Annotated in this window: 22 protein-coding genes; 11 read left to right on the top strand and 11 right to left on the bottom strand. The window is 69.5% G+C overall.

Annotated features, from left to right (window positions below; all coding sequences use genetic code 11):
• Positions 1–116 precede the first annotated feature (116 nt).
• The 6 genes from ACFXC1_RS39245 to ACFXC1_RS39220 are packed head-to-tail and all read left to right on the top strand — an operon-like array spanning position 117 to position 7,814.
• Entirely contained in the window at positions 117–2,360 is a 2,244-nt protein-coding gene (locus ACFXC1_RS39245) for a HAMP domain-containing protein (RefSeq protein WP_381252029.1), read from the top strand.
• A 15-nt stretch (positions 2,361–2,375) separates the two neighbouring features.
• The gene (gene pgsB / locus ACFXC1_RS39240; RefSeq protein WP_381252027.1) at positions 2,376–3,836 is read left to right on the top strand and encodes a poly-gamma-glutamate synthase PgsB; all 1,461 of its coding nucleotides are present in this window, start codon (positions 2,376–2,378) and stop codon (positions 3,834–3,836) included.
• Complete coding sequence (locus ACFXC1_RS39235) at positions 3,833–4,315, top strand: poly-gamma-glutamate biosynthesis protein PgsC/CapC (protein ID WP_093626201.1); 483 nt, start codon at positions 3,833–3,835, stop codon at positions 4,313–4,315. The genes pgsB and ACFXC1_RS39235 overlap by 4 nt, the downstream gene beginning before the upstream one ends.
• 44 nt (positions 4,316–4,359) lie before the next feature.
• Entirely contained in the window at positions 4,360–5,430 is a 1,071-nt protein-coding gene (locus ACFXC1_RS39230) for an NlpC/P60 family protein (RefSeq protein WP_381252025.1), read from the top strand.
• Positions 5,431–5,486: 56 nt separating this feature from the next.
• Positions 5,487–7,592: a mannosyltransferase YkcB-related protein gene (locus ACFXC1_RS39225; RefSeq protein ID WP_381252023.1), complete on the top strand. Its 2,106-nt coding sequence runs from the start codon at positions 5,487–5,489 to the stop codon at positions 7,590–7,592.
• Between the two features lie 9 nt (positions 7,593–7,601).
• Positions 7,602–7,814, top strand: coding sequence for an FmdB family zinc ribbon protein (locus ACFXC1_RS39220; RefSeq protein WP_381252021.1), 213 nt, complete (start codon positions 7,602–7,604; stop codon positions 7,812–7,814).
• Between the two features lie 81 nt (positions 7,815–7,895).
• Here ACFXC1_RS39220 and ACFXC1_RS39215 read toward each other — a convergent pair whose 3' ends face one another.
• The 3 genes from ACFXC1_RS39215 to ACFXC1_RS39205 are packed head-to-tail and all read right to left on the bottom strand — an operon-like array spanning position 7,896 to position 12,435.
• Complete coding sequence (locus ACFXC1_RS39215; protein WP_381252019.1) at positions 7,896–8,711, bottom strand: HAD family hydrolase; 816 nt, start codon at positions 8,709–8,711, stop codon at positions 7,896–7,898.
• Entirely contained in the window at positions 8,711–11,254 is a 2,544-nt protein-coding gene (locus ACFXC1_RS39210; protein ID WP_381252017.1) for a phosphoribosyltransferase, read from the bottom strand. The genes ACFXC1_RS39215 and ACFXC1_RS39210 overlap by 1 nt, the downstream gene beginning before the upstream one ends.
• A 14-nt stretch (positions 11,255–11,268) precedes the next feature.
• Positions 11,269–12,435, bottom strand: a complete 1,167-nt coding sequence (locus tag ACFXC1_RS39205) for an HpcH/HpaI aldolase/citrate lyase family protein (protein WP_381252015.1) — start codon at positions 12,433–12,435, stop codon at positions 11,269–11,271.
• Between the two features lie 175 nt (positions 12,436–12,610).
• Here ACFXC1_RS39205 and ACFXC1_RS39200 point away from each other — a divergent pair, with 175 nt between their 5' ends.
• The gene (locus ACFXC1_RS39200; RefSeq protein WP_381252013.1) at positions 12,611–13,402 is read left to right on the top strand and encodes a TerD family protein; all 792 of its coding nucleotides are present in this window, start codon (positions 12,611–12,613) and stop codon (positions 13,400–13,402) included.
• Between the two features lie 71 nt (positions 13,403–13,473).
• On the opposite strand, the gene ACFXC1_RS39195 is transcribed toward ACFXC1_RS39200, so the two are convergent.
• The 6 genes from ACFXC1_RS39195 to ACFXC1_RS39170 form a co-directional block, all read right to left on the bottom strand.
• Entirely contained in the window at positions 13,474–14,208 is a 735-nt protein-coding gene (locus tag ACFXC1_RS39195; RefSeq protein WP_043683829.1) for a TerD family protein, read from the bottom strand.
• A gap of 109 nt (positions 14,209–14,317) precedes the next feature.
• On the bottom strand, positions 14,318–15,463 hold the full coding sequence (locus ACFXC1_RS39190) for a DUF475 domain-containing protein (RefSeq protein ID WP_093626219.1): 1,146 nt from the start codon (positions 15,461–15,463) through the stop codon (positions 14,318–14,320).
• 129 nt (positions 15,464–15,592) lie between these two features.
• Complete coding sequence (locus tag ACFXC1_RS39185) at positions 15,593–16,168, bottom strand: TerD family protein (RefSeq protein WP_019067108.1); 576 nt, start codon at positions 16,166–16,168, stop codon at positions 15,593–15,595.
• Between the two features lie 114 nt (positions 16,169–16,282).
• Positions 16,283–16,858 carry a TerD family protein gene (locus ACFXC1_RS39180; RefSeq protein WP_019060360.1) on the bottom strand — a complete coding sequence of 192 codons (576 nt, stop codon included), beginning with the start codon at positions 16,856–16,858 and terminating at the stop codon, positions 16,283–16,285.
• A 113-nt stretch (positions 16,859–16,971) separates the two neighbouring features.
• On the bottom strand, positions 16,972–17,430 hold the full coding sequence (locus tag ACFXC1_RS39175; protein WP_381252011.1) for a peroxiredoxin: 459 nt from the start codon (positions 17,428–17,430) through the stop codon (positions 16,972–16,974).
• Positions 17,431–17,571: 141 nt separating this feature from the next.
• Positions 17,572–18,009 (bottom strand): DUF3052 domain-containing protein, encoded by a 438-nt coding sequence (locus ACFXC1_RS39170; protein ID WP_019060358.1) that lies wholly within the window; start codon positions 18,007–18,009, stop codon positions 17,572–17,574.
• A 362-nt stretch (positions 18,010–18,371) separates the two neighbouring features.
• Between ACFXC1_RS39170 and aceE the strand changes: the two genes are divergently transcribed.
• Positions 18,372–21,104: a pyruvate dehydrogenase (acetyl-transferring), homodimeric type gene (aceE, locus tag ACFXC1_RS39165; protein WP_381252009.1), complete on the top strand. Its 2,733-nt coding sequence runs from the start codon at positions 18,372–18,374 to the stop codon at positions 21,102–21,104.
• Positions 21,105–21,199: 95 nt separating this feature from the next.
• Positions 21,200–21,961, top strand: a complete 762-nt coding sequence (locus tag ACFXC1_RS39160) for a potassium channel family protein (protein ID WP_381252007.1) — start codon at positions 21,200–21,202, stop codon at positions 21,959–21,961.
• A 19-nt stretch (positions 21,962–21,980) separates the two neighbouring features.
• Here ACFXC1_RS39160 and ACFXC1_RS39155 read toward each other — a convergent pair whose 3' ends face one another.
• Entirely contained in the window at positions 21,981–22,268 is a 288-nt protein-coding gene (locus tag ACFXC1_RS39155; RefSeq protein ID WP_381252005.1) for a DUF4190 domain-containing protein, read from the bottom strand.
• A gap of 234 nt (positions 22,269–22,502) precedes the next feature.
• On the bottom strand, positions 22,503–24,122 hold the full coding sequence (locus ACFXC1_RS39150) for an MFS transporter (RefSeq protein ID WP_381252003.1): 1,620 nt from the start codon (positions 24,120–24,122) through the stop codon (positions 22,503–22,505).
• Positions 24,123–24,205: 83 nt separating this feature from the next.
• Between ACFXC1_RS39150 and ACFXC1_RS39145 the strand changes: the two genes are divergently transcribed.
• Positions 24,206–24,841, top strand: a complete 636-nt coding sequence (locus ACFXC1_RS39145; protein ID WP_381252001.1) for a TetR family transcriptional regulator — start codon at positions 24,206–24,208, stop codon at positions 24,839–24,841.
• An 83-nt stretch (positions 24,842–24,924) separates the two neighbouring features.
• A partial coding sequence (locus ACFXC1_RS39140; RefSeq protein ID WP_381251999.1) for an alpha/beta hydrolase occupies positions 24,925–26,192 on the top strand: 1,268 nt, incomplete at its 3' end.

The raw sequence follows: 26,192 nt of genomic DNA, 5'->3' as shown, positions 1-26,192 counted from the left end.
GAACATTCGGGCGCTCGGCGCCAATTGACAAAGGATCATCTCCCCTGCCCTCCGCCCCCCGGGCGCCGCGCCGGCACCGCACCCGCCGCCGCGCCGATATGCCGATCCTCGGTGGGGTGCGCCCGCCGATCGCCTCACTCGTCGTACTCCTGCTGGTGGTCGCCGCCCTGACCATGATCGGCCTCGACGGCATCCATTCCGCAGGTGTGCCGCAGGCGGTGTCGGACGGGGAGCAGCGGATCGCCGCCGACACCGCGCTGTCCATGCGCACCGCGATCGACGCCGAGGCGAGCACCGTACGCCGTGCGGCCAAGGCGTACCCGGCGACGAGCACATCGACCCCCGCGACCACGCTCAAAGCACTGACTTCCGCCAGGAAGGGGATCCTCGGCAGCGCGCTGCTCGACCCGAAGACCGGCAAACTGCTGGCGGTCGGCGGCAAGACGGTGCAGCTGGCCGGGGTGAACGTCGCCAAGGCGGCATCCGGGCACGGGGCGGTCCGGCCCCGGCTGGTGACGTCGGACGGCACGCGGCAGCTGCTGTATTTCGCCAGGGTCACGCTGCCCGCGCAGCAGGAGGACGCCAACCAGGACCAGAACCAGGTCACCGGGCCCGACCGGCAGTGGCTGCTGGTGGTCTCCGAGGCGCTCCCCTCCCCCACGGCGTACGGCGACGGACGCACCGCCGAGGTGCTGGACGCGAGCGGCACCGCGCTCGCCACCGCGTCCCGCGGCACGACCTCGCCCGCCGCCGGCGGTCTGCCCTCGGCGGCGGCCCGCGCCGCGAAGAGGTCGGGGCACGACACCGACGCCTCGGGAAACCTGCGGGGCTCCGCCACGGGCAACCGGCACACGGTGGCCGGCTGGGCCCAGGTCGCTTCGACGACCGGTCCGGGCGACACCGACGACCTCGGTCTGGTGGTGCTCACCTTCCGCACGGTGCCCACCACGACCACCGGCGTCGACTACTCGGGCTTCGCGTTCCGGGCCGCGGGGGCACTGGTCGTGCTCGCGCTGCTGTTCTGGCTGGCACTGCACTTCCTCCTGCAGCGGCCGCTGCTGTGGCTCTATCTGTCCGCCGGCCGCCTGGCCCGGGGCGCGACCGAGGGCGGGCCGGCCGCGTGGGAGGAGCTGTCCCGGCCGGTGCCGGTGAACGGCTTCGGGGAACTGTCCCGGACCGGGCGGGCACTGGAGTCGCTGCGCCGGCAGCTGATCGGCGAGAGCGGCCCGCAGGAGTTCCCGGTCCGGCGCCGACCGGGCTACCGGGCGTTTGCCGGGGTCGGCGCATTGGTGATGGTCTGCTGGGCGGTGCCGATGATCTTCGTGCTGAACCGGGCGGACACCGCGACCGCGGTCCCGGCTCCGGTCCTCGCCGTCCAGCAGACCCGCACCGAGATCGCGTCGAACCGGGTCCGGCAGTCCCTCGACCAGCTGTACACCGACCTGAATGACACGGCCGCGAGTCTGCCGGGCGGCAAGCGGGCCGCTCAGAAGAAGGTGCTGCAGCGCGCCCTCGCCGACCACAAGCAGTTCCGCTCGCTGTATCTCCTGGACAGCTCGGGCGGCATCACGCTGCGCGTGGGCGGATCACCGCTGCGCACCATCGTCCACGTGCCCGACGGCGGCGGGATCACCACCGTCAACACCTCGGGCCGGATCCCGGCGATCGCCGCCTACACCCAGGTCCAGGCCGTCAAGGGCAAGACCCCGGCGGCCGGCGTGGTCCTGTTCGGCGAGATCGACGTGAAGGCACTCAACTCCATACTGTCCCGACCGAAGCTGGGCAGCGTCTGGGTCACGGACGCCAACGACAAGGTGCTGGCGGCGAACGTGGGCTACCGCGCCTTCCAGTCGCTGCCCGACTCCGGTCTGAGCCGGCTCGCCCGCGCCACCCAGGGCGCCCCGGGAACCGCGGGCACCGCGACCTCGCGGGTGCTCCGTACGTCCTCCGGCCCATCGGTCGACGCTGCCGCGCCGCTGGCACAGAGCGGCCCGACGACCCGCCTCGGCTGGCACGTGGTGACCGCGGAACCCGCGGCCGCGCTCCAGATTCCCGCGGTGCAGGCCGAACAGCGCACCATGCTCGCGGGGATCCTGGGCCTCACCCTGGGCCTGGCCTGCCTGGGCTGGCTGTATGTCGTGGTGATCCGGCCGCTGCGCTCGGTCGCGGTGCTCGTCGAGCGGCTCGCCGCCGGAGACCGCCGCACCGTGCTGCACCCGGTCAACCACGACGAGGTCGGCTCCGTCACCCGCAGCCTGGAGCTGGTGCGTCAGGCCCTGGCGGAACACGACCGGGCGGCCAGATCCGGCCACTTCGCCGAGCCCTCCCCGTCCCTGCGTCAGACCACCCTCCAGCGGTAGAAGGAAGGAATCGGCATGCTCTTCCTCTACGTCATCGTCGTGCTGTGCTGCGCCGGGCTGTGGATCGCCGGAATCGTGGAACAGCGGCGGCACTTCGCCTCGCTGGCACAGATACCGACGCGGGTGCTGGTCAACGGCATCCGCGGCAAGAGTTCGATCACCCGGCTGTGCGCGGGCGCCTTGCGCGGCGGCGGCCTGGTCACGGTGGCCAAGACCACCGGCACCGCGGCCCGGTTCATCCATCCGGATGCCACCGAGGAGCCGGTGTACCGCAAGTTCGGGCTGGCCAACGTCGTCGAGCAGATCGGCATCGTGCGGCGGGCCGCGACCTACCGGCCGGACGCGCTGGTGATCGAGTGCATGGCGGTGATGCCCGCGTTGCAGGAGATCAACCAGGAGAAGCTGATCCGTTCCACGATCGGCGTGCTCTGCAATGTCCGCGAGGACCATCTGGAGGAGATGGGACCGACCCTGGACGACGTCGCCCGCTCGCTCTCCCGCTCGATGCCGGTGGGCGGAGTGTGCGTGACGGCGGAGAAGGACCGGCTGCACATCCTCCAGGAGGAGGCCGACAAGCGGAACTGCCGTCTGATCGCGGTCGATCCGGAGTCGGTGAGCGACGCCGAGCTGCGCGGCTTCAGCTGGTTCACCTTCAAGGAGAACGTGGCGATCGCGCTCGCCGTGGCCGAACTGCTCGGCGTGGAGCGGCAGACCGCGATGCAGGGCATGTGGGACGCGCCGCCCGACCCGGGCGTGCTGTCGGTGGAACGCTATGTCACCCCCGAGGGCAAGCAGCTGCGGTTCGCCAACGTCTTCGCGGCCAACGACCCCGAGTCGACGCTGATGAACGTCCAGCAGCTGGAGGACCTTGGCGCGATCCGACGGCCGCTGAACGTCGTCATCAACTGCCGCCCGGACCGGGTGGAACGCAACGGCCAGATGGGCGCGATCGTGCCCGGCCTCGCCGCCGAGACGGTGTTCCTGATCGGCCACCCGACCAAGAGCGCCCGCGACGCGATCCCGGCCGGCTTCACCGGGCGCGTGGTGGATCTCGGCGGCGACCGCCGGGACCCCGAGGAGGTGACGGAGTCGATCCTCGCGGAACTCGGCCCGACCTCCTCGCTGGTGGCGATCGGCAACATCCACGGCCAGGGCGAGCTGTTCCTGGAATGCCTCGCCGGGCTGCCGCTGGACGACTCCGAGGAGCCGCTCGACGCGGTCCCCCAGGGCGACGGCCTGGACCAGGAGACCATGCAGATCGCGCTGTTCCGGCCGCAGATGGCGATGGGCCGGCCGCCCGAGCCGGAGCCGTACAGCTGGGTGGCGCCGCTGGAGACGACCCAGAGCATCCACATCCCGGACCAGCGCGAACTCGCCCGCCGGTTCGCCGCCCGCCACGGCCGGCCCGACGGCCAGAACGTCGAAGGCGACCCGCAGAACTCCTACGATCCGTCCCAGCTCACGAGGAACCCGTGATCCCCGCCGACCTCACCGCACAGACCTCCGCACTCGGGATCGCCCTCGGGCTGGTCTTCTCGCTCGTCTGCTATCTGACCACCAACCTCTCCCCAGGGGGGATGATCACCCCGGGCTGGATCGCCCTCATGCTCCTCACCGACGTGCAGATGGCCGGGCTGATGGTCGGCGTGGCGGTGCTCACGTTCTTCACGACGAAACTGCTGCAGCGCACGGTGATTCTCTACGGCAAGCGGCTGTTCGCCGCCGTGGTGCTGAGCGCGGTGCTGATCCAGACCACCGTGATGCTCGCCCTCAGTCACGAGTTCCCGCTGCTGTACACATCTCAGACCCTTGGCTTCATCGTCCCGGGTCTGGTCTCCTACCAGATGGTCCGTCAACCGATGGCGGCCACACTCATCTCGACCACGGCGGTGACGCTGATCACGTACGTGGTGCTGGTCTCCGGTCTCCTGATCGGCGCCCTGCCCACCGGCTGACCCGCCCATCGCCCTCTCACCCCGTACCTCCAGGAGGATCGGCCATGCACTCCCACTCCGCCGGCAGAGGCAGCCGCCCGACTCGCCGCGCCCTGCTCGGGACGATCGCGGGCGTGGCGGCCGTCGGGGCGACGGGCGGGTACGCCTGGAACCGGCTCGGGCACGACAGCGGCGACGACGGCACGGCCGCCGACGGCACGAACAGCGGCTCGAACACCGGGAAGCAGACCTTCGAGCGGCTGTCCGCCCCCGACCGCACCGTGGTGCGCGGCTCCGACGGCGGCACGCTCGCCACGTTCACCGACGGAGCCCGTACGGCCGTGCTCACCGGGCGCACCCGCACCTTCAGCGAGCCGCGGACCACCGAGGCCAAGGTGACCACGGATGCCTGGGTGCGGTTGCTGCCCCACACTTGGCAGCGGGGCATGGAGAAGTCCGCCTGGTTCGCCGGCTGGTTCGGCAAGACGCTCGGCGACACCAGCCCGGACGTCTTCGCGGTCGCGTTCCAGTACAGCAGCGCCGGGGCGCCCGACAAGCACAACGCCGACGACGTGCGCTACGCGGGCACCGCGCACTTCGGCCCGCGCAATTCCAAGGTCGCCAACCCGCTGGACTTCGCCTACTACGACGAAAAGTCCGACTTCTACGACTATCTGGGCGTTCCCTGGGACTTCGACGGCACGCACGTGCAGCCGGAGCAGGCCCGCTACGGCTGCGTCGACTGCTCCGGCTTCCAGCGTCTGGTGTGGGGCTACCGCATGGGCATCCCCATGCACAACACCAACACCAAGGGCACCGGTCTGCCGCGCCGCGCCTACGCCATCGCCGCCTACGGTCCCGGCCAAGTGGTGATCCCCCACACCGGCACGAAGCAGGCCACCGACCTGAGCATCCTGCAACCCGGCGACCTGGTCTTCTTCGCCATCATCAAGGACCGGCCGGACTTCATCGACCACGTGGGCATCTACATGGGCCTCGACGACAACGGCCGCCACCGCTTCTACTCCAGCCGCTCCGCCGCCAACGGCCCGACCATGGGCGACCTGTCGGGCCACGCGCTGCTGGACGGCACCGACTTCTACGCCCGCGGCTTCCGGTCGGCCCGCCGCCTGTGATCCCGCCGCCAGTGCACCACAGCTCCACCTGACCTGCCGATCCGAGGACCACTGCCATGACCGCCATCTCCGCCGCCCGGCCCACCGGAGCGCACCGAGGCCGCCGGGCGGCGAACCGCCGATCCGGCCTGCCGGAAGACGCCCCGCGCTGGGAGCGCCCGGCGCTCGCCGCGGTGCTGGCAGTCGCCACGGTGCTGTACTCCTGGGGCATGGGGAACGCCGCGCTCCACCCCTTCTACGGTGCGGCGATACGGTCGATGACCGGCGGCTGGCGTGCCTTCTTCTTCGGCGGCCTCGACACCAGCGGTTCGATCAGCATCGACAAGCTCCCCGGCGCCTTCTGGCCCGACGCCGTCTCCGTCTGGATCTTCGGCCCGCACACCTGGGCGGCCGCGCTTCCGCAGGTCGTCGAGGGCGTGCTGACGGTATGGCTGTTGCACCGGATCGTACGGGCCTGGGCCGGGCCGTTCGCCGCGCTGATCGCCGCGCTGACGCTCACGCTCACCCCGGTCGCCGTGGTCCTCAACCGGGCCACCATCCCGGACACCGCGCTCACCCTGCTCCTGGTGGCGGCCGCCGGAGCGCTGCAGAAGGCGGTGCGCACCGAGCGGCTGCTGCCACTGATCACCTGCGGGATCTGGATCGGGCTCGCCTTCCAGGCCAAGATGCTGCAGGCGTGGCTGGTGCTGCCGGTCTTCGCCGCCGTGTACCAAGTCGTCGCGCCCGGCACGCCGTTGAAGCGGGCTCTGCGCTTTCTGCTGGGCGGTACGGTCGCGCTGGCGGTCTCGTGCTTCTGGGTGCTGATCGCCTGGGCGACACCGGTCGCCGACCGCCCGTACCTGGACGGGACGACCGACAACAATCCGTTCGCCCTGGTCTTCGGCTACAACGGCCTGAGCCGTTTCAGCAGCGATTCCACCGCGTTCGGCGCCGTCGCCGGCACCGCCAACAGCCGCACCACCGGCAACACCGGCTGGAACATGCTGATCAACGACACGGTCGGCCCGCAGGTGGCCTGGTTCCTGCCGCTCGCCGTGCTCGCCGCGGTCCTGGGCGTCGTCTGGCGCACCGGGCGACCTCGAACGGACATGCAGCGCGCGGGATTTCTGCTGTGGGGCGGCTGGCTGGCCGTGCACGCCCTGGTGTTCAGCGCCTCGAACGGCAACCACGCCTACTACATGGCCGTCATCGCCCCGGCACTCGCCGCACTGACCGGCGGCGGGCTCGCGCTCTTCCGATCGGAGTACGAGTCGGCGTACAGGCCGGAAACCGAGCGGGAAGCCGAGCCGGAAACCGAGCCGGAGTACATACCGGAAGCCGAGCCGGAACACGAGTCGGAGCGCTGGTCGCCGTACATGTCGGCACACGAGGCGGAGCCCTGGTCGGCGCATGTGCCGGCGCACGAACCGAAGGACGGGGCGAAGGACGGGGCGAAGGACACGTCGGGCGGTCGGCGGCACATGGCGCTGCCGGCGGCGATCGTACTCACGGTGGTGTGGGCGCTGGTGCTCGACTGGCCGACCCGCTTCGTCTCCTGGCTCCTGCCCATCGCCGTGATGCTCGCGCTGTGCGGGGTGGTGGGTCTTTGGAGCCGCGGGCCGCGCACCTCCCCGAAGAAGGTCCAGGGTGCCCTCGCCGCCGGGATCGCGGCCACCCTGGTCGTACCGGCCGGCTGGGCCGTCTCCAGCCTCGACCCGCTCTACGCGGGCGCCTCCACCGCGCCGATAGCCGGTCCGGTCGGCAACGCGTACTACAACAGCCTCCGTGAACACCACACTCCGCGGCGGATAGGGCTCGACCGGCCCAGCGCCCGCGACACCGCCCTGCTCGACTACCTGACCACGCACCGCCACGGCGAGAAATACCTGCTCGCCACACAGACCGCCTACGGCGCCGAGCCTCTGCTGCGTGCGAAGTCCGAACCCATCCTCGTCATGGGCGGCTTCACCGGCAACACCCCCTTCCCCACCACCCAGCAGCTCAGCAGCCTCGTCACCACCCGCCAGCTGCGCTACGCACTGCTCACCACCCAGCGCCCCACCACCGCCACCACCACCTGGGTCAAGTCCCACTGCACCCGCATCCCGCCCAGCGCCTACGGCCGCCACACCGGCGGCAGCTTCACGCTCTACGACTGCAACCGTGTCCTTCACTCCCGTTAGCCTGTCCTCATGCCTCGCTATGAGTACCGCTGCCGTACCTGTGGATCGACGTTCGAAGTCAGCCGGCCGATGGCGGAGTCTTCCGCGCCGGCGGACTGCCCTGCGGGGCATGACGACACGGTGAAGTTGCTGTCGGCTGTGGCGGTGGGCGGGACGTCGTCCGCCCCCTCGCCTGCGGCGGGCGGAGGGGGCGGTTGCTGTGGCGGGGGCTGCTGCGGCTAGGCAGGTCCTGTGCGTTGCCGGGTGCGTGGGGGCTGGTCGCGCCCGCGCGGCGGAGCCGCAAATCGATACAGCCCCGCGCCCCTAGGCGGTTGCCCTCAGGAACTCTCGGAGGATCCGTTCGCCTGCCAGGACGCCTCGCTCCGGGAGGGCTGTGATGTTGGGGGCCGTCCACGCCTCGTCCGCCAGTTCTCCGTGGCCCGGGCGCCAGCCCTTGTCGGCCGCCAGCAGGAGGTCGGCGTCCAGTAGGGAGTCTCCGGCGGCCAGGGTCAGGTCGGCGCCGGTGCGGCGAGCCACCTCGCGCATGGCCGCGCTCTTCGTCAGCGGCTTCGGTACGGCGTAGATCTTGCGGCCCTGGAGGGAGACCGTCCAGCCGCGGTTCTCGGCCCAGACCGCCAGTTCCTTGACCCACTCCTCGGGGAGGAGTTCGCGCTCCACGACGAGATAGGCGAAGAGGTCCTCGGCGACGCGGTGCTTGCGGACCCAGGACGGGTCGGCGGAGTCGGCCAGGTACTGGCGGACCTCCTCCAGCGGCGCGCACTCGGCGGCCAGCCTGGCCTGCACCCCGGCGTGCCAGTCCTCGTCGGTCGCGCCGTCGACCAGGATATGGCCGCCGTTGGCGCAGATCGCGTACTTCGGCTCCGGGCCGGGCAGGCTGATGCGCTGGTACTGCTTGCGGGTACGGGTGGTGGTCGGCACGAAGACGGCCGTGTCGGCGCCGAGTCCGCCGAGTTCGGTGAGGAGTCCGGCCGCCGTTTCCGTCATGAAGGAGAGCGGCTTGCTCTCGTGCACCTCTACGCAGAGCAGCCGGGGCGCCCGCGCGTCCGGCATGGTCAGGGCGAGGGCGGCCGAGGAGTAGATGAGCGTACGGTCGAGGTCGCTCGCGACGAGAACAGGCATCAGACCGCCACCGCCTTGCCGTCGGCACCGGTCGCACCGCGCGTGTACTTGGGGTGGATCAACCCCACGCAGGTGTACGGCAGTTCGGCCACCTCCTCGACGGGTACGCCCCGCTGCTCGGCGAGCAGTCTGACGTGGTCGAGGTCGGCACCCGCACCGGCCCGCGCGAGGATCTTCCAGGGCACCCGGCGCAGCAGCACCCGGGTGGTCTCGCCGACGCCGGGCTTCACGAGGTTCACGTCGTGGATGCCGTACTCCTCGCTGATCCGCTCAACTGCCGCCCAGCCCTCCCAGGTTGGGGTGCGGTCGGCGGCCAGCAGCTCCTTGGCGAGGGTCGCCACGGCGTCCGTCACGTCCGGGAAGCGGGCGGCCACGGCGTCCAGGAACTCCACCGAGACGTCCGCGCCGGCGAGTTCGCGGTAGAACTTCGCACCGTGGAAGTCATGCGGGCCGACCAGGTCCGAGCGCAGCACCGTGCGTGAAATCAGGCCCGACACGGTCGAGTTGAGGCACGCGGAGGGGATGAGGAAGTCCTCGCGGGTGCCGTACGTCTTCACGCAGGAGCCGGGGTCGGCCAGTACCGCGATCTCCGGGTCGAAGCCGGTGATGCCGTCCGACTCCTCGAACTCCCTGATGGCGTCGGCCAGTTCGCGGGTGATGGCGCCCTTGCCGGTCCAGCCGTCGACGAAGACGACGTCGGCGGGGTCGTGATGGGCGGCGAGATAGCGCAGCGCGTTGGCGTCGATGCCCCGGCCGCGCACGATCGACACGGCGTAGTGCGGCAGGTCGAGGCCGTGGCGGTACTGGGCCCAGCGGCGCATCAGGACACCTACGGGGGTGCCGGCGCGGGCGAGGGAGACGAGCACGGGGTGCGGGGAGCGTTCGGCGAGGACGAGTTCGGTGACCGCGCCGACCGCCAGCGCGAGCCGGTCGGCGGCCTCGTCCAGTGCGGTGTGGAACAGCTCCTGGTACTGCTCGCTCGGCTGGTACTCCACCGGCAGCGACTCCGCGTAGTGCGCGCCGCCGCTCTGGATGGCCTCCTCCCGCTCCTCGGTCGGCGCCTCCAGCGTCACGTCCGAGAGATCCTGGAGCAGCCAGCCGACCTCTTCCGGCGCGTACGAGGAGAAGGCGGGGCCGCGGAGGGGCTCGGGCAGCATGGGGGGCCTTTCGGGGACGTACGAGGGGACCACCGCGAGGACGACGTGCGGGGTGTGTGCGGCCAACTCGGCCAGCAGGCCGTGCAGTTCGGGAGTGTCCCCGCGCGAGTCGACGACCGCGACCACCGCGTCGAAGCCGGCACCGGCGATGTTGTAGGCGTAGCGGTCGCCCGGGCCGTCGGCGGGGGTGTCGTGGGCGGGGAAGGTGAGGCGGGTGCGGATCGCGTAGCCGGGGTCGTCCACCGCGAGGACGGGGGAACGGGTGGTGGTGGAGTAGGTGACGTCGGCGTCGGCTATCTGCTCCAGTTCGCGGGCGAGTCTGAGGGGGGCGTACATCAGCTCTTCGAAGCCCAGGATGTGCACGCGGTGCGCATTTGAGGGGAGGGCATCTGCAAGGCGGGCGGCCATCGCCGGGAGGGCGCGTTCCAGGCGTATTCGGTGCTGGGGGGTGAAGCCGTGTCTTCCGCCGTCGGGGAGGTTTCCGGGCCAGCGGAGATCGACTCGGGTGGTTCGGTTGTGGGTCGGGTGCGGGTCGGTGGGGGCTGGTCGCGCAGTTCCCCGCGCCCCTGGGGGGTTGGCGTCCAGGTGAGTCTTCAGGGGCGCGGGGAACTGCGCGGCCGGCCCAGACAGCGCCGCAGACGACGAACCACCTGTCCCGGCACCCCCTGCCTCATACCGCGCCACCAGCTCCTGGCCCTTCTCCAGCACTCCGTCAGGCAGACTCACCGTTCCCGATGCCGCCGCCACCAGGTCCACCCTCGCGCCTATCTCCGCCGCGAAGTCGCCGAGGCGGCCCGCGTCCGCCGGGGAGCGCATGTCGACCAGGGCCACCACCACGTACCGGTCCCGCGGGTAGCGCTCGTGCAGGTCACGGATGGTGTTGAGAACCGTGTTGCCGGTGGAGAACTCGTCGTCGACCAGCACCAGCGGGCCGTCACCGGCCAGCAGTTCCGGATCCTCCGGCAGCAGGAGGTGCGACGTCGCGTGGGAGTGGGACTCCTCGAAGCCGCCTGCCGTGGCCACGCCGGGGATCGGGCGGCGGGTGGAGTGGAGGTAGGGGGCGACGGCGATGCCGTCGGCCACCGCGTGGCCCAGGCCCGTCGCGGTTTCCGCGTAGCCGAGGACCACCGCACGGCGGGACTCGTCGGGGCCCAGGAGGTCGCGTACGCGGTGCCCCAGGGTGACGCCGTAGCCGTAGACGATCGACGGGGACTGGGGGACGTGTTTGCCGAGCACGTTAGACACGAGGAGGTGGGCCCGTTTGGGGTTGCGGCGGAGGGCCAGGCCCAGGAGGTCGGTCAGTTCGGGGTCGCCGTGGAGTTCGACGCCGAGTCGCTCCGCGACCCAACTGCCGGACCAGACCCCGTTGTTCACTGCCTTGTTCATGCGTCCCTTGCGATTCAGCCGGGGATTCCGGCGGCGAGCAGCTCCACGAAGCCGACGTCCTCGCGTGCGACGCCGAAGATCTCGGCGCGCAGCATGGTCCGCTCGGCCCAGGCGCGGTGCGGCTTCACCTCGTTCATCTTGTTCGTGTACGCCGAGCGCAGCACACCCCCGCCGCCGCGCTCCGGCCGCAGGATGTCCTGCGCGTCGCAGAACTCCTCGTGGCTGACCACGGACAGCGCGTGCACGGGCAGCACGTGTGTGGGGTGGATGCAGGTCTTGCCCATCAGCCCGTTGGCCTGGTCGAGGGCGATCTCGCGCAGCAGGCCGTCCATGGCGTGCTCGATCAGCGCCTCGCGCAGCTCCTCGGCCTGCCCCTCCAGGAAGGGGCTGCGGCGCAGCTGCGGCTTGAACATGCGCTCCTGGACCCGGAAGTACTCCCACACCGGGCCGGTCACCGTGAAGCCGGTGCCGTCGGCGCGGCCCAGCATGTTCACCACGTCGGCGATCACGGAGGCGACGATCTGGACGTCGTAGGCCGTCATGTCGGAGGCCCGGCGCAGGCCGTAGGAGGAGCAGAAGTCCGTCACGCCCAGGCGCAGGGCGAGGACGCGGTCGCGGTACTTGTCGACCGCGCGGGAGATGCCCTCCAGGGTCTCGACGCGCGACTCGCGGTAGAGCAGCTCGGGCGATTCCAGGACCGGCATGCCGAAGAGGCGTCGGCCGCTCTCCGTCTCGGCGTCGGACAGCGCCTCCAGGAAGGGCATGCCGCGTTCCTCGGTGAACTTCGGCATCACGAAGCCGGAGAGGAGTCGTACGGCCGGGCCCATACGGCGGACCAGGTCGGGGATCTGTTCGGGCACGCGGACCCGGACGAACAGCAGCGGGAGCTCCGCGTCGGGGCGGGCGGCCAGCTCGGTGAACTGCCGGACCAGGTTCTCCTCGGCGGCCGGGACGTCCTCGTCGCCGATCGAGTCCTCCAGGCACAGCACCATCGAGACGACGCCGCGTCCGGCCAGCTTGACGATGTCGTCGGCCAGCTGGGGCCGGGTGGCCGGGCTGTAGAGCGTGGCGCCGAGGCCGGCGGCGAGCAGTCGGGCCGGGGAGTCCGCGTCGAACTCGCACGGCTCCTGGAAGAAGAGACGCTGCCGTACCTCAGGGGCAATGTGCCCGAAATGACGCATAAAGCTCCCCCGTGGTGACGATGTGAACCGTGTGTGTTTTCGATAGGTGGCCGGTAATAGTACGTACAAATCCATGTCAGGAGTTCCCGCCGGGCATGAACTTCAGGTAACTCGGCCGTGTCGGAGTCCGCACCCCACGTTGTCGTGACCAGGACCGAGAGGGCAGGATGACCGCATGACGCACGCGATGCTGAAAGGGTCGAACGTCCCGCTGGAGGCCACCACGGTACGTGCCGTGCTGCGCTGGACGCCCGGGCAGGGGGGCCCGGACGTGGATGTCTCGGCGCTGCTCCTCGGCCCCGCCGGTCGGGTGCGTTCCGACGAGGACTTCGTCTTCTACAACCAGCCCCGGCACCCCTCCGGGAAGGTCTGGCGGCTCGGCAAGAAGCGCGTCGCCGAAGGCCCCACCGACACGATCCAGACAGATCTGGCCGGTGTCGAGCCCGAAGTCAGCCGGATTCTGGTGGTCGCATCGGCGGAGGACGAGACCTTCGACCGCGTACAGGGTCTGCGCATCATGCTGTACGACGCGGCGGTCGCCGAGGGCGATCCGCTGCTGTATTTCGACATCAAGCCGGAGACCGGCGAGGAGACCGCGCTGATCTGCGGGGAGCTGTACCGGCGGGGCGAGGGGTGGAAGTTCCGGGCGCTCGGCGAGGGGTATTCGAACGGGCTGCGCGGGCTGGCCATGGACTTCGGCATCACGGTGGACGAGTCGGAGGCGGGGGGCGCTCCTGAGGCGGTCTCGCAGCCGTTGCCCCCGGCGGTTCCGGCGCAGGTGCCTCCGGCGGTTCCGGAGCAGTCCGGGTACGGGTATCCGCCGGCGCAGGAGCCGGTGACTCAGCCTGCGTACGGGTATCCGCAGACGGCTCCCGCGGGGACGTACGGGTATCCGCAGCCGGTGCCTGTCGCTTCCGCGGTGGATCCGGATTTCCGGTTGCCTCCGCAGGGGCCGCAGTTCATTTGAGGGTGAGTGCGCAGTTTTCTGGGCGCGGGCCGGTGGGGGCTTGTCGCGCAGTTCCCCGCGCCCCTGAAAACCTATCGCTCGACCTTGGTTTTGTAGCCTCGGCCCCACTGCAGTCCCCACCCGTACAAGCGGTCCAGTTCGGCCTGGAAGCCGTAGACGAACTTCACTTCGCGGCGGACGACCAGCTCGCCCTTGACGTTCTCGATCATCACCACCGCGCAGGAGCGGGCCTGGGGGTGGCGTTCGTCGAGGCCTATCTCGATGCGGGGGCCGTTGCTGGGGTAGAGGGTGACGATCGCGTGGGTGCGGTCGAAGGCGGGCGTCTGGTCGTAGATGTAGACGAAGACCAGGAGGCGCTTGATCTGGTCGCGGTGGTCGAGGTTGACGTACATCGTCTCGCCGGACGCGGAGCCGAAGCGGTCGTCGCCGCTGAGCTTGACGTACGGGGGTGAGTTGACGTCGCCGAGGAGGCCGCCGAGGGGCTGGACGACGCCCTTGGTGCCGTCCATGAGTTCGTAGAGGCAGCCGAGGTCGAGGTCGACGTTGACCATGCTCTGGCTGTGGCCCATGACCTCGGGCGGCTTGAGGGCCTTGAAGGGGTGCCGGAGCAGGCTTTCCCGCTGGAGGCCGCCGATGTCGGAGGTCCGCATCCGCCAGGTCAGGTTGACGCGCAGGTTGCCGGTGGCCGCGCCCTGTTTGGTGAGCGAGACCTGGTGGTGCCGTTTGGTCAGTTCGATCGCGTTGCTGGCCGCGCTGCCCGAGTCGAAGTCGATCTCGCGCCGCCAGATTCCGTCGAAGAAGCCCATTCCCGCCCCCACGTCCACATCACTCACGACAAAGCTGTCGGGGCGGCGGACCGAGGGCATGTCCTCTGTCTGCCGCCCCGAACAGAGCGTTCCCTTACTTGGGAGCTTGTCACACCCCGGACGAGACCTCAGTCTTCTCGTCCGAGCCGGCTTTTCCCTCGGCTTCCGCGATGGCGTTGTTGCGGCGGACCGAGGACCAGAAGGACCAGCCGATCAGGACCACGCCGACCAGGCCGGTGATGACCTCGTTGATCTGGTACTGGATGGTGACCATGAGGATCACGGCCAGGGCGCCGATCGCGTAGTGGGCGCCGTGCTCCAGGTAGACGTAGTCGTCGAGCGTGCCCTGGCGGACCAGGTAGACCGTCAGGGAGCGGACGTACATCGCGCCGATACCGAGGCCGAGGGCCATGAGCACGATGTCGTTCGTGATGGCGAAGGCGCCGATCACGCCGTCGAAGGAGAACGACGCGTCGAGGACTTCGAGGTACAGGAACATGAAGAACGCGGCCTGGCCGGCGAGGACCACCGCCGAGCGCTGCTTGCCGGTGCGCGCGGCCTCTTCCTCCGCCTCGTGTTCCCGCTCCTCCTCTTCCTCGAGCTTGTCCTCGAAGTAGCCGGAGAGCCCGCCGACGATCATGTACGTGATCAGGCCGGAGATGCCCGCGATCAGGACCGTCTGCGCCTTGTCGGTGTGCGCGCCGCCGTGCTGGTGCGCGTGGGCCGCGAAGGTGAAGGACGTGATGAGCAGGACGATCAGCGCGATGCAGACCGACAGCATGTCGACCTTGCCGAGCTTGGCGAGCGGGCGCTCGATCCAGCGCAGCCACTGGATGTCCCGGTCCTCGAAGATGAAGTCGAGGAAGATCATCAGCAGGAACATGCCGCCGAAGGCCGCGATCGCCGGGTGGGCGTCGGTGACCAGCTGCTGATAGTGGTCCTTGTTGTTGAGCGCGAGGTCGACCGCGTCGATCGGGCCGATCTTCGCGGTGACGGCGACGATGACGACGGGGAACACCAGCCGCATGCCGAAGACGGCGATCAGGACGCCGACCGTGAGGAAGATCTTCTGCCAGAAGGCGGACATCTTCTTCAGGATCCCGGCGTTGACCACCGCGTTGTCGAAGGACAGCGAGATCTCCAGGACGGCCAGGATCGCCACGATTCCGAAGGCTTCCCACCCCCCGTAGAACGCCGCCGCGACCAGGCCGAGCGCGGTGACCGCGAACGACCAGCCGAAGGTTTTCAGAAGCACTGGCTACCCAATCCCTGTGTGTACGGGTCTCCCCCGCGCCGCACTCGGCTTTACTTAAAATTTGACGTCGAGCACTGAGTCTAGAGGGAGACTCCCCGGACCGGGACAGCCGGTCGGTACCAACGTCCTTTACGAGACGTTGACCCCGAAGTCCAGTGCGATGCCCCGCAGTCCGGACGCGTACCCCTGGCCGACCGCCCTGAACTTCCACTCGCCCTGGTAGCGGTAGAGCTCGCCGAAGATCATGGCCGTCTCGGTGGAGGCGTCCTCGGAGAGGTCGTAGCGGGCGAGTTCCTGGCCGTCGGCCTGGTTGACGACGCGGATGAAGGCGTTGCTGACCTGGCCGAAGGTCTGACCTCGGTTGTCGGCGTCGTGGATGGAGACCGGGAAGACGACCTTGTCGACGTTGGCCGGGACCTTGGAGAGGTCGACCAGGATCGACTCGTCGTCGCCCTCGCCCTCACCGGTGAGGTTGTCGCCGGTGTGCTCCACCGAGCCGTCGGGGCTCTTGAGCTGGTTGTAGAAGATGAACCACTCGTCCCCGAGCACCCGGCCGCCGTTGCACAACAGCGCGCTGGCGTCGAGGTCGAAGTCGGCTCCGGTGGTGGAACGCGCGTCCCAGCCGAGCCCGATCAGTACGTTCGTGAGGTTCGGTGCGGCCTTGGACAGGGAGACGTTGCCCCCCTTGGCGAGTGTGACGCCCATAGTGCTGGTCCTCCCCGAGGCGATGCTGTGTGAGTTGTCCTGCGCTCCCCCAGAGGGGGACGCCCGGGCGCCGCACGCGAACCGTGCGGCGCCGGGCGGTGAAGCCTGGGGACGTCAGACGTTGACGCCGAAGTCCTGGGCGATACCGCGCAGGCCCGAGGCGTAGCCCTGGCCGATGGCGCGGAACTTCCACTCCGCGCCGTTGCGGTACAGCTCGCCGAAGACCATGGCCGTCTCGGTCGAGGCGTCCTCGGAGAGGTCGTAGCGGGCGATCTCGGCGCCGCCGGCCTGGTTCACCACGCGGATGAACGCGTTGCGGACCTGGCCGAAGGACTGCTGGCGGTTCTCGGCGTCGTAGATCGAGACCGGGAAGGTGATCTTGTCGACGTCGGCCGGGACCGCCGCCAGGTTGACCTTGATCGCCTCGTCGTCGCCCTCGCCCTCACCGGTGGTGTTGTCACCGGTGTGCTCGACGGAGCCGTCGGGGCTCTTGAGGTTGTTGAAGAAGACGAAGTTGGCGTCGCTCGCGACCTTGCCCGCGCTGTTCAGCAGCAGTGCGCTGGCGTCGAGGTCGAAGTCGGTACCGGTGGTGGTGCGGACGTCCCACCCCAGACCGACGATGACCGCGGTCAGGCCCGGGGCCTCCTTGGTCAGTGAAACGTTGCCGCCCTTGCTGAGGCTGACTCCCACGAGTCCTCCATTGGTGTCCAGGGGCGGGGATGCCCCGTAGTGCGTCGGTATCGGATCAACGTCTCGATCCTAGTGACGGGTTCCCGACCCTCGCAGGCCCTGGAACCCAACAATCACAAGGTGTCGAGCGCCTTCACGTATTCGTTGAGGTCACGCGCGTCCGGCAGAGCGTTGACGATCGTCCAGCGGACGACGCCCTCCTTGTCGATGATGAAGGTGCCGCGCAGCGCGCACCCCTTGTCCTCGTCGAAGACGCCGTACGCGCGCGAAGTGTTGCCGTGCGGCCAGAAGTCGGAGAGCAGCGGGTACTCCAGGCCCTCCTGCTCGGCGAAGACGCGCAGGGTGTGGATGGAGTCGTTGGAGACCGCGAGGAGCTGGGTGTCGCGGTCGGCGAACTGCGGCAGGTTGTCGCGCAGGGAGCACAGTTCGCCGGTGCAGACGCCGGTGAAGGCGAAGGGGTAGAAGAGCAGCACCACGTTCTTGTCGCCGCGGAAGTCGGAGAGCTTCACGGTGGCGCCGTGGTTGTCCTTGAGCTCGAAATCGGGGGCCTTTTCGCCTACCTGGATCGCCATCTCGTCCTGCATCCCTTCGGTGGGGCTGTTCGGGTGAGAGCACCCTGGGTCCACCACCCTACGCAGCGATCACGGCATGCGGACGGACGGGCCGGCGTGGCCGGCCCGTCCGGGGTTCGACGATCGAGGTACCTCCGTGGACTACCTCTTGGACTTGGCCGCCTTGGGCGTCACCAGCCGGCTGCCACTCCAGTCCTTGCCCACGCTGACGCTCTTGGCCGCGGAGAGTCCCGCGGTCGTGGCGGCTTCCGAGATGTCGCTCGGCTCGACGTAGCCGTCACGGCCGGTCTTCGGCGTCAGCAGCAGGATGGAGCCGCCCTCCTCGACGTACGAGATGGCGTCCACCAGCACGTCGGTCAGGTCGCCGTCCTCGTCGCGGAACCACAGCACCACGGCATCGGCGACGTCGTCGTAGTCCTCGTCCACCAGGTCGCTGCCGATGACTTCTTCAATGGCCTCGCGGAGTTCCTGGTCTACGTCGTCGTCGTAGCCGATCTCCTGGACCACCTGCTCGGGCTGGAACCCCAGCCTGACGGCAGGGTTCGTCCGCTCCTCCGCGTGGTCCGCGGTCGCGCTCACGGGTTGCCTCCTGATCATGTCTTGATGAATGTCCAGCCACGCGCGTGCGCGAAGCATTGGCCGTAGTCCACACGGACGGGCCGGATCGCGCAAGTACCCGGCGATTCGGAACGCCGAAACGGTGACGATCCTGGCCGTGTCGCCGCAACTCCAGGCACGCTATCGCGGCCGCTGGTGACGTACACCACAGCGTTCTGCCCGGTTTGCACGTTTGAGAACCCTCCGAGGGTACGCGACTCGAATGACTTTGCTAAACGAGTCACGGTTACCTCACGGTAGAGATGACGATTGCCGCCCAGCGGTAGACCATGGGGAACGGTGCAGCCCCCTCACCCAGCTCCCTCTGACAGGTAAGGAACAGCGTGGCTTCCGGATCCGATCGCAATCCGATCATCATTGGCGGCCTTCCGAGTCAGGTTCCTGACTTCGATCCCGAAGAGACCCAGGAGTGGCTCGACTCGCTCGACGCCGCCGTGGACCAGCGCGGCCGTGAGCGGGCCCGCTACCTGATGCTCCGGCTGATCGAGCGGGCCCGCGAGAAGCGCGTGGCCGTGCCCGAGATGCGCAGCACGGACTACGTCAACACCATCGCCACCAAGGACGAGCCGTTCTTCCCCGGCAACGAGGAGATCGAGCGCAAGATCCTCAACGCCACCCGCTGGAACGCCGCGGTGATGGTGTCCAGGGCCCAGCGTCCCGGTATCGGGGTCGGCGGCCACATCGCCACCTTCGCCTCCTCCGCCTCCCTCTACGACGTGGGCTTCAACCACTTCTTCAGGGGCAAGGACCAGGGCGACGGCGGCGACCAGATCTTCTTCCAGGGGCACGCCTCGCCGGGCATCTACGCCCGCGCGTTCCTCCTGGACCGGCTCAGCGAGCAGCAGCTCGACGCGTTCCGCCAGGAGAAGTCGAAGGCGCCGTACGGGCTGTCCTCGTATCCGCACCCGCGGTCGATGCCGGACTTCTGGGAGTTCCCGACCGTGTCCATGGGCCTCGGCCCGCTCGGCGCGATCTTCCAGGCGCGGATGAACCGCTACATGGAGGCACGCGGGATCGCGGACACCTCCAGGTCGCACGTGTGGGCGTTCCTCGGCGACGGCGAGATGGACGAGCCGGAGTCGCTCGGCCAGCTGTCGATCGCCGCGCGCGAGGGCCTCGACAACCTGACCTTCGTCGTCAACTGCAACCTCCAGCGGCTCGACGGCCCGGTGCGCGGCAACGGCAAGATCATCCAGGAGCTGGAGTCCCAGTTCCGGGGCGCCGGCTGGAACGTCATCAAGCTGGTCTGGGACCGCACCTGGGACCCGCTGCTCGCCCAGGACCGCGACGGTGTGCTGGTCAACCAGCTCAACACCACGCCGGACGGCCAGTTCCAGACGTACGCCACGGAGACCGGCGCGTACATCCGCGAGCACTTCTTCGGGCACGACCACCGGCTGCGCGCGATGGTCGAGAACATGACGGACGACCAGATCCTGCACCTGGGGCGCGGCGGCCACGACCACCGCAAGGTGTTCGCGGCCTTCGAGGCGGCCAAGGAGCACAAGGGCCAGCCGACCGTCGTGCTCGCCCAGACGGTCAAGGGCTGGACGCTGGGCCCCAACTTCGAGGGCCGCAACGCCACGCACCAGATGAAGAAGCTGACGGTCGCCGACCTCAAGGGCTTCCGCGACCGCCTGCACCTCCCGATCACCGACCAGGAGCTGGAGTCCGGCGCGCCGCCGTACTACCACCCGGGCCGGAACTCGGAGGAGATCCAGTACATGCACGACCGGCGCAAGGCGCTGGGCGGCTACGTCCCGACGCGCGTCGTCCGCTCGAAGCCGCTCGCGCTGCCCGAGGACAAGACGTACGCGAGTGTGAAGAAGGGTTCGGGCCAGCAGTCGATCGCCACCACCATGGCGTTCGTACGGCTGCTCAAGGACCTCATGCGGGACAAGGAGATCGGCAAGCGGTTCGTGCTGATCGCGCCGGACGAGTACCGAACGTTCGGCATGGACTCCTTCTTCCCGAGCGCGAAGATCTACAACCCGCTGGGCCAGCAGTACGAGTCGGTGGACCGCGATCTGCTGCTCGCGTACAAGGAGTCGCCGACCGGGCAGATGCTGCACGACGGCATCTCGGAGGCGGGCTGTACCGCTTCGCTGATCGCGGCGGGTTCGGCGTACGCCACGCACGGCGAGCCGCTCATCCCGGTCTACGTCTTCTACTCGATGTTCGGTTTCCAGCGCACCGGTGACCAGTTCTGGCAGATGGCCGACCAGTTGGCGCGCGGTTTCGTGCTCGGCGCGACCGCCGGGCGTACGACGCTGACCGGCGAGGGTCTGCAACACGCGGACGGACACTCGCAGTTGCTGGCCTCCACCAACCCGGGCTGCGTCGCCTACGACCCGGCGTACTCGTACGAGATCGCCTACATCGTGCAGGACGGGCTCCGGCGGATGTACGGGCCGGACAGTGAGGACGTCTTCTACTACCTCACCGTCTACAACGAGCCGATCCAGCACCCGGCCGAGCCGGCGGACGTGGACGTCGAGGGCATCCTCAAGGGCGTCCACCGCATCAGCCGGGGTGCCTCGGGCACGGTTCCGGCGCAGATCATGGCGTCGGGTGTGGCGGTGCCGTGGGCCATCGAGGCGCAGCGGATCCTCGCGGAGGACTGGAACGTTCGGGCCGATGTCTGGTCGGCGACCTCCTGGAACGAGCTGCGGCGCGAGGCCGTCGAGGTGGAGCGGCACAATCTGCTGCATCCCGAGGAGGAGCAGCAGGTTCCTTATGTCACGCGGAAGTTGAGCGGGGCGGAGGGGCCGTTCGTGGCGGTTTCCGACTGGATGCGGTCGGTTCCTGATCAGATCGCTCGGTGGGTGCCGGGCACCTATCAGTCGTTGGGGGCTGACGGGTTCGGGTTCGCTGACACTCGGGGGGCTGCTCGGCGGTTCTTCCACATCGACGCGGAGTCGATCGTGGTGGCTGTGCTGACGGAGCTGGCCCGGGAGGGGAAGGTCGACCGGTCTGTGCTGAAGCAGGCGATCGACCGGTATCAGTTGCTGGATGTGGCTTCGGCTGATCCGGGGGCTGCTGGAGGGGACGCGTAGTTTTTTGGGTGCGGGTGCGTGGGGGCTGGTCGCGCGGTTCCCCGCGCCCCTGATGGGCGCCCCTTCGGGGCTGCCCATCCCCCTAACATGCGGGCATGAAGCAACAATCGGCGCAAGCCCGTTGGGAGCAGCGGACTCAGCGGCCGTTGCTGGCGCTCGCCGTTGCGTTTGCCGTGGCCTATGCCGTGCCGATCGTGGACACCACCGCCGGTCATTCACTGACGGCGGTGTGCACGGCGGTCGAGTGGGTGGTGTGGGCGGCGTTCGCCGCCGACTATCTGATGCGGCTCGCGATGGCCCGGGACCGGCGGCGGTTCGTGCGGACGCACTGGATGGACCTGTGCGCGGTGGTGGTGCCGATACTCCAGCCGCTGCGGCTGCTGCGGATGGTGTCGACGCTCATACTCGTCGGGCGGCGGGCCCGGATGGCCTCGCAGATCCAGTTGACGACGTATGTCGCCGGCGCGGTGGTCGGGCTGCTGATGTTCGGCTCGCTCGCGGTGCTGTCCGTGGAGCGGGACTCACCGAACGGGAACATCCGGACGCTGGGTGACGCCGTGTGGTGGTCGTTCACGACCATGACGACGGTGGGGTACGGGGATCACGCGCCGACCACCGGTCTCGGTCGGATGATCGCCGTCGGGCTGATGCTCTCCGGGATCGCGCTGCTCGGTGTCGTCACCGCGAACATCGCCACCTGGTTCATCGCCCGGTTCGAGAAGGACGACGTGGAGGAACGGCGGCAGACCGAGGCCATCGAGGCGCTCACGGAGGAAGTGCGGGCGTTGCGGGCGGAGGTGGCGGCCCTGTCGGGAGCGGGAGCCGTCCAGCCGGTCGGGGACGAGGTGTCCCGCTAGCCGCGGATCCAGCCCCGACTCAGAAGAACGTCCACAGGACCGCCGCCACCGTGTCGATCACGCCCAGGACCAGCGCCACCAGGGCCATCACCCGGCGTGAGCCCGTCCACCTGCGGCCCATGGCGAGCCAGCCGCAGATCACGGCGATCGGGCCGAGGACGATCCCCAGGTTCCCCGCCAGGAAGAAGCCCGCGATCGCGCAGACAAGGCCGACGATGGCGAGCGTCGCGCGGTCCGGCCCGGTCCCTGACCCCATACGGCCACGTGAGCGGGGGGTCCTGCGCGTTCCGTTGCCGAAGCCTGTCATCGTCAACTCCCTGGGCGTTCGCGCCCGTTCGGCCCGTACTCCTACGATGACCGGATACCCCCTTACGCGCGAAAAAAGCCTGCCTGCGCGCTGCCCCCCTCCGGCAGCGCGCCGCAGACCACCCGTCCCCCCTGCCCTGCGGAGGACTTGACTTACTGTGACCTGCGGCGCGTACCGAACGCCAGGAATCTTTAGCGCAGTCACCCTGATAGGCGAACTCGCCCTGGAAAAGGGTTAGATGTGGGCCGCTCCCGCGCCCGCCTCCGCGTTCTCGCCGCGCTTGGTGAGCAGGGCGACGAACACCGCGACCACCGCGACGCCGGCGGCGACCAGGCAGGCCAGGCTCATGCCGGAGATGAACGTGTCGTGGGCGACCGTCGTGATCTTGGCGGCGATCGCCTCCGGGGTGCCCTTGGCGATCGGGGCGACGCCGACCTGGACCGCTTCGGAGGCCGCGTCCAGCTGGGGCCGGGTGAGCTTGGGCAGGCCTGCGCCGGTCCAGTTGCCGGGCAGGTCGCTGTCGACGCGGGAGGCCATCACGGCGCCGAGGACGGCCGTACCGAGGCTGCCGCCGATCTGCATCGCGGCCTGCTGGAGACCGCCGGCGACACCGGAGAGCTCCATGGGCGCGTTGCCCACGATGACCTCGGTGGCGCCGACCATCACGGGGGCGAGGCCGAGGCCCAGCAGGGCGAACCAGATCGACATGACGGGGCTGCTGGTGTCCGACTCCAGGGTGGACATGCCGTACATGGCGATCGCGGTGGCCGCCATGCCGCCGGCCAGCGGGATGCGCGGGCCGAGCTTGGTGATCGCGGCGCCGGCCAGCGGGGAGCCGACGATCATCATCCCGGTGAGCGGGAGGAGGTGGAGACCGGCGTCGATGGGGCTCATACCGTGCACGTTCTGCAAGTAGAACGTCACGAAGAACAGGCCGCCCATGAAGGCGATCGCCATCAGGACCATCAGCACGACGCCCGCGGACAGCGGGACCGAGCGGAACAGGCCCAGCGGGATGAGGGGTTCCTTGACGCGCTGCTCCCAGAAGGCGAACAGGGCGAAGCCCAGTACGGACGCGGCGAGGAACGCCCAGGTCGTGCCGGCGCCCCAGCCCCAGGTGGGGGCCTTGATGAGGGCCCAGACCAGGCAGAACATCGCGCCGGAGAGCAGCGCGATGCCGAGGAGGTCGAAGGAGCGGGGCGCGTTCTCCGCGCGGTGGTCGCGGAGGATCAGCAGGCCGAGGACGAGCGCGATGGCGCCGACCGGCACGTTGATGAAGAACACCGACTGCCAGTTGACGTGCTCGACGAGGACGCCGCCGAGGATCGGGCCGCCCGCGGTGGAGGCGCCGATGACCATGCCCCACAGGCCGATGGCCATGTTGAGCTTCTCGGCCGGGAAGGTGGCCCGCAGCAGGCCGAGCGCGGCCGGCATCAGCAGCGCGCCGAAGAGGCCCTGGAGCACGCGGAAGGTGACGACGAACGCGATGCTGTGGGAGAGCCCGATGGCGCCGGAAGCGGCGGCGAAGCCGGTGACGCCGATCAGGAAGGTCTGGCGGTGGCCGAAGCGGTCGCCGAGCTTGCCGGCGGTGATGAGGGAGACCGCGAGGGCGAGGAAGTAGCCGTTGGTGATCCACTGGACGTCGGCGAAGCTGGCGCCGAGGTCCTTCTGGATGGCCGGGTTGGCGATGGCGACGATGGTGCCGTCGAGGGCCACCATCATGACGCCGACGGCGACGGTTATGAGGGTGAACCACGGGTGGCCGCGCAGCCCCGTGGAGGGCGTCGGGTCGGACGGGGCGGCTGCTGCCTTGTCCCCCGGCCCCGTCGCGCTGATGGTGGTCTGACCAGTCATGCGTTCGAGGCTAGTGTCAGCCACTGACAGTTGACAAACAGATTCAGATGTCGGCGGCTGTCAACAATCGCGAGGAGAACGGCATGGAGACACTGCGCGAGCGCAAGAAGGCCCGCACGCGGGACGCGCTGCTGCGTGCCGCCCTCGAACAGTTCACCGCCAAGGGCTACGAACAGACCACCGTCGACGAGATCGCCGAGGCCGTCGACGTCTCGCAGCGCACCTTCTTCCGCTACTTCGCGAGCAAGGAGGAGGCCGCCTTCTTCGTGCCCCGGCTCACCGAGACGCACTTCGTCGAGGCCGTCCGCGCCCGCCCGCCGCACGAGGCCCCGCTGGAGGCGCTGCGACGGGCCGTCCTGGAGAGCTGGGACACCATCAACGAGGCGGTCCAGCAGGTCGTACCGCTGGAACTGCACATGCGCACCTACCGGGTCATCGAGTCGACGCCCGCGCTGCTCGCCGCGCATCTGCGGCGCTCGATGGAGCTGGAGGAGGAACTCGCGCAGATCATCGCCGTACGCGAGGGGCTCGACGTGGACACGGACCACCGGCCCCGCCTGGTGGTGGCGGTGTTCGGCGGGGCGATGCGGGTGGTGGAGCGGACCTGGATCGCGGGGGACGACCTCAGCATCGAGGCGATGCGGGAGCTGACGGCCGCCTACCTCGACGGGGTGGGCCCGGCGCTCGCGGGGAACTGGCGCGCGAGCGAGTCGTACTGAGTTCCTCATCACGTACCGCTGAAACGTGATCCCCATCACTCGGTTAACGCGAGACCCTCTCGTTCTCCTAGTGTGTCCTCCCAGTGACTTCCTTCGACTCCTCCCCCACGCTGAACGCCTGGCGCGCGCTGCTCGCGCTGGCCGTGGTGTTCGTGATGCTGGCGACCACCGGCTGGACCGCGGTGCGCAGCCATCCCGGGAAAACGGCGCTCCAGACCTCCCTCTCCGCGTGGGAGCACGGCCATGTGAACGGGCGCGAGCTGCCCGACCCGGACGCCTCCCCGACCCGGCTGGCCCGCTTCTTCGCCTCGCTCACCGCACAGCAGCGCACCCGCCTCGCGCACCGCTACCCGCTCGCGGTCGGCAACATGAACGGCGCCCCGGTCCAGCTGCGCTACCGCGCCAACCACATCGCCCTCGACCGGGCCCGCAAGGTCGAGCGGAAGCGCATGCACGACAGCCGCCTCACGCCCTACGGCAAGCAGGAGGCGGGCCGCCTCATGCACCGCTTCGAGGCGTTGATGAGCGGGGACCGTCACATCCTGGCCTTCGACCCCGAGGGTTCGGGCCGCATCGCCGAGGTCTTCGGCGACCTGGACACCGCTCAGCGCGTGTCGGTCATCGTCCCCGGTGTCGACACCGACCTGCTGACCTTCCAGAAGACGAACAAGAGCTACTCGGCGCCGGTCGGCATGGCGCAGAACCTGTACGCCGCCGAGAACACGGCGAAGTCCGCGACCGACACCGGCACGCGCACCGCCGTCATCGCCTGGGCCGACTACACCGCGCCCGGCGGCCTCGGCATCGACTCGGCCACCGCGGGCCGCGCCGAGGCAGGCGCCGTACGACTGAACGCGCTGGTGCGCGCCCTTCCCGGCGCCTCCCAGGTCGCCCTGTTCTGCCACAGCTACGGCTCGGTGGTGTGCGGAGTCGCCGCGCACGAACTGCCGCCCCGGGTGACCGACATCGCGGTGGCCGGCAGCCCCGGCATGCGCGCCTCGAACGCCGCCCATCTGCGCACTCTCGCCCGGGTGTGGGCGATGCGGGACGCCAACGACTGGATCCAGGACGTGCCGTACATGGAGGTCGGCGGTCTCGGCCACGGCGAGGACCCGGTGTCCAGGGCGTTCGGCGCACGGGTGCTGGCCGCGAAGGACGCCCAGGGCCACACCGGCTATTTCGCCGCCGGCACCGACAGCCTCGCCAATTTCGCCGACATCGGCGTGGGCGCGTACGACGCGGTGTGGTGCGCGCCCGACCACCACAACTGCCGCCTTGGTGTATACGGCGCCCCCGGGGCCCGACGCGCGTCTAATCAGCACGTACTGGGGTCTGGGCGGGGTGCGGTCCG

This window comes from Streptomyces hokutonensis, from assembly GCF_042751305.1.
In the GTDB taxonomy this organism is placed as follows: Bacteria; Actinomycetota; Actinomycetes; order Streptomycetales; family Streptomycetaceae; genus Streptomyces; species Streptomyces hokutonensis_A.
Note: the sequence above shows the minus strand (reverse complement) of the source record. Positions and strands in the feature narration are given on the sequence as shown.

Coding starts and splice junctions, on each gene's coding strand:
- pgsB (WP_381252027.1), top strand. CDS start 2,376: ATGCTCTTCCTCTACGTCATCGTCGTGCTGTGCTGCGCCGGGCTGTGG.
- ACFXC1_RS39230 (WP_381252025.1), top strand. CDS start 4,360: ATGCACTCCCACTCCGCCGGCAGAGGCAGCCGCCCGACTCGCCGCGCC.
- ACFXC1_RS39225 (WP_381252023.1), top strand. CDS start 5,487: ATGACCGCCATCTCCGCCGCCCGGCCCACCGGAGCGCACCGAGGCCGC.
- ACFXC1_RS39220 (WP_381252021.1), top strand. CDS start 7,602: ATGCCTCGCTATGAGTACCGCTGCCGTACCTGTGGATCGACGTTCGAA.
- ACFXC1_RS39215 (WP_381252019.1), bottom strand. CDS start 8,711: ATGCCTGTTCTCGTCGCGAGCGACCTCGACCGTACGCTCATCTACTCC.
- ACFXC1_RS39210 (WP_381252017.1), bottom strand. CDS start 11,254: ATGAACAAGGCAGTGAACAACGGGGTCTGGTCCGGCAGTTGGGTCGCG.
- ACFXC1_RS39205 (WP_381252015.1), bottom strand. CDS start 12,435: ATGCGTCATTTCGGGCACATTGCCCCTGAGGTACGGCAGCGTCTCTTC.
- ACFXC1_RS39200 (WP_381252013.1), top strand. CDS start 12,611: ATGACGCACGCGATGCTGAAAGGGTCGAACGTCCCGCTGGAGGCCACC.
- ACFXC1_RS39195 (WP_043683829.1), bottom strand. CDS start 14,208: ATGGGCTTCTTCGACGGAATCTGGCGGCGCGAGATCGACTTCGACTCG.
- ACFXC1_RS39185 (WP_019067108.1), bottom strand. CDS start 16,168: ATGGGCGTCACACTCGCCAAGGGGGGCAACGTCTCCCTGTCCAAGGCC.
- ACFXC1_RS39175 (WP_381252011.1), bottom strand. CDS start 17,430: ATGGCGATCCAGGTAGGCGAAAAGGCCCCCGATTTCGAGCTCAAGGAC.
- ACFXC1_RS39160 (WP_381252007.1), top strand. CDS start 21,200: ATGAAGCAACAATCGGCGCAAGCCCGTTGGGAGCAGCGGACTCAGCGG.
- ACFXC1_RS39155 (WP_381252005.1), bottom strand. CDS start 22,268: ATGACAGGCTTCGGCAACGGAACGCGCAGGACCCCCCGCTCACGTGGC.
- ACFXC1_RS39150 (WP_381252003.1), bottom strand. CDS start 24,122: ATGACTGGTCAGACCACCATCAGCGCGACGGGGCCGGGGGACAAGGCA.
- ACFXC1_RS39145 (WP_381252001.1), top strand. CDS start 24,206: ATGGAGACACTGCGCGAGCGCAAGAAGGCCCGCACGCGGGACGCGCTG.